General features: G+C 57.7%; 3 protein-coding genes and 1 pseudogene. 2 read left to right on the top strand and 2 right to left on the bottom strand.

The features are described from left to right. Together acnA and Q7T06_RS00560 are read left to right on the top strand one after the other, a co-directional pair. On the top strand, nucleotides 1-2,270 hold a 2,270-nt coding region (acnA, locus tag Q7T06_RS00565), incomplete at its 5' end, for an aconitate hydratase AcnA (RefSeq protein WP_304778355.1). Nucleotides 2,271-2,501: 231 nt separating this feature from the next. Next, nucleotides 2,502-3,752 carry a DUF2863 family protein gene (locus tag Q7T06_RS00560; RefSeq protein WP_304778352.1) on the top strand — a complete coding sequence of 417 codons (1,251 nt, stop codon included), beginning with the start codon at nucleotides 2,502-2,504 and terminating at the stop codon, nucleotides 3,750-3,752. 41 nt (nucleotides 3,753-3,793) lie between these two features. Here the strand turns inward: Q7T06_RS00560 and Q7T06_RS00555 are convergent, their stop codons facing one another. Further along, complete coding sequence (locus Q7T06_RS00555) at nucleotides 3,794-4,258, bottom strand: CYTH domain-containing protein (protein ID WP_304778349.1); 465 nt, start codon at nucleotides 4,256-4,258, stop codon at nucleotides 3,794-3,796. Beyond that, a pseudogene (locus Q7T06_RS00550) lies at nucleotides 4,255-4,672 on the bottom strand (hypothetical protein); the annotation flags it as partial. The gene Q7T06_RS00555 and the pseudogene Q7T06_RS00550, both read right to left, overlap by 4 nt.

Raw genomic sequence — 4,672 nt, 5'->3', positions numbered from 1 at the left:
GCTACCAGTTCATGAAATGGGGCATGCAGGCATTCGATACCTTCGGCGTCGTGCCGCCGGGCTTCGGCATCGTGCATCAAGTCAACCTGGAATACCTGGCGCGCGGCGTACACAAGCGTAACGATGGCGGCAAAACCGATGTCTATTATCCAGACACGCTGGTCGGCACCGATTCGCACACGACGATGATCAACGGCATCGGCGTGGTGGGCTGGGGCGTGGGCGGCATCGAGGCGGAAGCCGGCATGCTGGGCCAACCGGTCTATTTCCTGACGCCTGACGTGGTCGGCGTCAACCTGACCGGTCAGTTGCGCGAAGGCGTGACCGCAACCGATCTGGTATTGACGATCACGGAATTGCTGCGCAAGGAAAAAGTCGTCGGCAAGTTCGTCGAATTCTTTGGCGAAGGCACTGCCACGCTGTCGCTGACAGATCGCGCAACGATCGCCAACATGGCACCGGAATACGGCGCCACGATGGGCTTCTTCCCGGTCGACGATGCCACCATCGATTACTTCAAGGGCACCGGTCGCACCAAGGCTGAGATCGATGCATTTGCAAGCTATTTCAAGGCGCAGAACCTGTACGGCATTCCAAAGTCGGGCGAGATCGATTACACGCACGTAGTCGCGCTGGACCTCGGCTCCGTCGCACCTTCCCTCGCCGGCCCCAAGCGTCCGCAGGATCGCATCGAAATCGGCCACGTCAAACAGAACTTCGCAGACCTGTTTGCCAAACCGACGTCGGAAAACGGCTTCAACAAAAAGGCTGAAGATCTGGATGCGACTTACGTCAACAGCGACGGCGTCAAGGTCAAGAATGGCGACGTGCTGATTGCTGCAATTACTTCGTGCACCAATACCTCGAACCCGAGCGTGCTGCTGACCGCCGGTTTGCTGGCCAAGAAAGCCGTTGAAGCGGGCCTGAAAGTATCACCGCACATCAAGACCTCGCTGGCCCCCGGCTCGCGCGTCGTCACCGAATACCTGACAGCGGCCGGCTTGCTGCCCTACCTGGAAAAACTCGGCTTTGGCGTGACCGCTTACGGTTGCACCACCTGCATCGGCAATGCGGGCGACCTGACGCCGGCCATGAATGAAGCGATCGTGCAGAACGACATCGTGGCCTCAGCCGTCCTGTCCGGCAACCGCAACTTCGAGGCCCGGATACATCCAAACATCCGCTCCAACTTCCTCGCCTCGCCACCGCTGGTCGTCGCCTATGCGATCGCCGGCAACATGACGCGCGACTTGATGACGGAACCGGTAGGCCGCGGCAAAGGCGCCGATGGCAAGATGCGCGACGTCTATCTGGGCGATATCTGGCCGACCAGCCAGGAAGTGGCCAAGCTGATGAAGTTTGCGATGAATGCAAAAACATTCAAGGACAATTACGCGCAAGTCAAAACCGCACCGGGCAAACTGTGGGAAGGCATCAAGGGCGTGGCCGAAGGCCAGGTCTACGACTGGCCGGACTCGACCTACATTGCGGAGCCGCCATTCTTCAACGACTTCACGATGGAACCGAAGGCCGCTGCCACCGGCATCACCGCCGCACGTGCGCTGGGCGTGTTCGGCGACTCGATCACGACCGATCACATTTCACCTGCCGGCTCGATCAAGGACAGCAGCCCGGCCGGTAAATGGCTGACAGCAAACGGCGTCATGAAAGCCGACTTCAACTCCTACGGTTCGCGTCGCGGCAATCATGAAATCATGATGCGCGGCACCTTCGCCAACGTGCGCATCAAGAATCTGATGATCCCGATCAAACCGGATGGCTCGCGCGTCGAAGGCGGCATTACGCGCTTCCAGCCTACCGACGAAGAAATGTCGATTAACGATGCAGCGATGCGTTACGTCGCCGCAGGTACGCCAACGAGGATTTTCGCCGGCGAAGAATACGGCACCGGCTCTTCACGCGACTGGGCTGCAAAAGGCACGCAACTGCTGGGCGTCAAGGCTGTAATCGCACGTTCGTACGAGCGCATCCATCGCTCCAACCTGGTTGGCATGGGCGTACTGCCTTTGCAATTCCTCGGCGACGACAGCGTGACCACGCTGGGCATCACAGGCGCAGAAACCTTCGACCTCAAAGGCCTCGAAGGCAATCTGCGTCCGCAGCAGGAAGTCACGCTGGTGATCCACCGGGCCAATGGCCTGTCGCAGGACGTCAAGGTGCTGTTGCGCATTGATACGCCTATCGAAGTCGACTATTACAAACACGGCGGGATCCTGCCATTTGTACTACGCCAATTGCTGGCTGCCTGATGTAGTCCGTGCAGCTCCAGCCGGAGCGCACGGATACAGATGCATCTTGCGCAAGACAAAAAACCGCATGTTCAAACATGCGGTTTTTTTATGCCTCTTTCAGTCATCGCAACAGACCAGCATCAGGCTAACGCAGTGAGTGTGTTTAGCGACAAAGCTGCATCCAGACCCTTGATGTCTGCTTAATCCACTACAATACAAGCCTACGCCTTCCTATACTCTGATTCCTTCATGCGTCGTCCATCCAAAAACACACCCCACAAGCTGTCAGCCGACAGCCAGCGATTGGCGACGCTCGCCCAGGCCATCATTCAAGCCGCCAGTCGCCTGGAAGAACGCAATTGGGAACATCAGCTGGATGTCTTGCTGCGCAAGCTGCTCAAGAACAATCATCAGGATGTCATCGATGCGGCACTCGATCATTTGTTCAAGCTGGAATCGGCCGCTTACGATGCCTTGATGGAATGCACGGAAGCGGCCAGCGAATCATGCCAGATCGAACAGGATGGCGCGACTTGCGATGCACTCCTGATCGCGATGCCCATCCTTGCATGGACGCGTTTTTCGATCGCCTCCGGCCCGATTCCGGCCGACATGGTGATGACGCTATCGGCCCACTTGCACGCGCACGTACTGGCAGCCGAGGCAAAAATGGCGATGGCGCCTAACCTGTTTTCGATCGACCAGTTACCGCGCAATCATGCAGAAACCTACGCGCTGACACAGCGCCTGGCGCAGGCTGCATTGAAAGGCAGCCCATTGAAGCAGGCGACGCAGCAAGCTGAAACGGCGCCCTTCCTGGCCGACACGCGTTATCTGCTGGCCGTCGTGACTGCGGCTGCAGGCGAGCCGATGTTCCGCTGGCAGGCAAGCGCCAATCTGGCCGAACGCGATGAAGCCCTGTCGCAATGGAATGCACAGGTCATGCCTAACATCACCCGCCTGTTGCCGGGCTGCGGCATAGAACTGCTGCTACCCGAAGCCTACTTCGTTGCCTGCCGCGAAGGCGACAAGCAAATTCGCCCGGCATCGATACGCGCCGCCGTGCATTATTTGACCTACACCCTGAATGTAGAGGCGGAAGCCTTGCAAGCGATCATAGGCAGCTTTGGTGAAGAATCGGCAGATGGCCGCGTCGACGAATACCGCGTCAGCTTTGCACTGGCAGACAATCTTGATGTTATTTACGGCATCGTATGGCCGCTCTACGGCCAGGAAGATGATGAAGAACTGCAGTACCGCAGCGTCGAAGTGCCTATGGATACGCTCATCTCTGCCGATGTGGCACGCAAATCACCGATAGAAGAAATCCTGGCATTGCTGGAAGAATGCGGTGTCACCAAGGTGAAGCGCCATGCCGAATTATTTGCGCTGGAGTCTTGCGAAGATTGCGGCGCACCGCTGTTCCCGGATATGGATGCCGAACTGACACATGCGGAAATGCCGGAAGATGCACCGGCAGGCGCTACCCATCTGCACTAAATCTGATGATCTATCCTGCGCATCAGTTTCGATGCACGGGATTACCAGGCAGTATAGGGATGGCGCAATAAACTGGCATTGAAATAGCGCGCATCGGCCGTGACTTCTTCGCCTATCCAGTCAGGTTTCGAGAATGGCTGGCCTTCGCTTTCCAGCTCGATCTCGGCCACCACCAGGCCGAGGTTGTCGCCAAAGAATTCATCGACTTCCCACACCATCCCGTCGTAGGTAATGCGCGTGCGCGTCTTTTCTATCAGTGGACGCTCGCACAAGCCATTCAACAGTTCATCCGCTTCAGCGACTGGAATCGCATATTCCCACTCGCCGCGCGTGATGCCGCTAGTGCGCCCCTTGATCGTCAGCGTGGCAGCGTCATCCTCTATGCGCACCCGCACTATCCGGTCCGGATGCGAAGACAGATATCCCTGTCGTATCGCGCTGCCCTGCCCCAGCGTTTTCCATGCTGTGCCGCGCACCAGGAATTTGCGTTCGATCTCGACACTCATCGCACAGCGCCCTCTACGTTATGCAGAATAGGTCGCAAAATATCCCGGCCGAGTTGCGCGCTGCGGGCGCCGTTCCAGCCGCCCCTGGGATCGGGGCTGCGCGCATTGTCCTTGAAGGGCATTTCCAGCGTCAGCGACACGCATTTGTATGTATGGCCTATGTATTTGGATGCCAGTGCCAGCATCTCTGCGCGATATTTTCCTGCGCTGTAACCGAACTCAGTCTGAAAATCTTCGCTGGCACGCATGAATTGGGCGATGAATGCGTGCTGCTCGTCAGCCTGCTGTTGCGTAAAGCCTTGCAGCATTTCACTGCCGGCGACAAACACATATGGCAAGGCTTCATCGCCGTGGATATCGAGAAACAGGTCGCAGCCGGTTTCATGTATCTTGTTCTTGACGTGCCATACCTCG

Source organism: Herminiimonas sp. (genome assembly GCF_030645555.1).
In the GTDB taxonomy this organism is placed as follows: Bacteria; Pseudomonadota; Gammaproteobacteria; order Burkholderiales; family Burkholderiaceae_D; genus Oxalicibacterium.
This window is presented reverse-complemented; position numbering and strand designations above follow the sequence as displayed.

Bases quoted from the DNA above. Each gene is read 5' to 3' on its own strand.
- Q7T06_RS00560 (WP_304778352.1), top strand. From the start codon at position 2,502: ATGCGTCGTCCATCCAAAAACACACCCCACAAGCTGTCAGCCGACAGC.
- Q7T06_RS00555 (WP_304778349.1), bottom strand. From the start codon at position 4,258: ATGAGTGTCGAGATCGAACGCAAATTCCTGGTGCGCGGCACAGCATGG.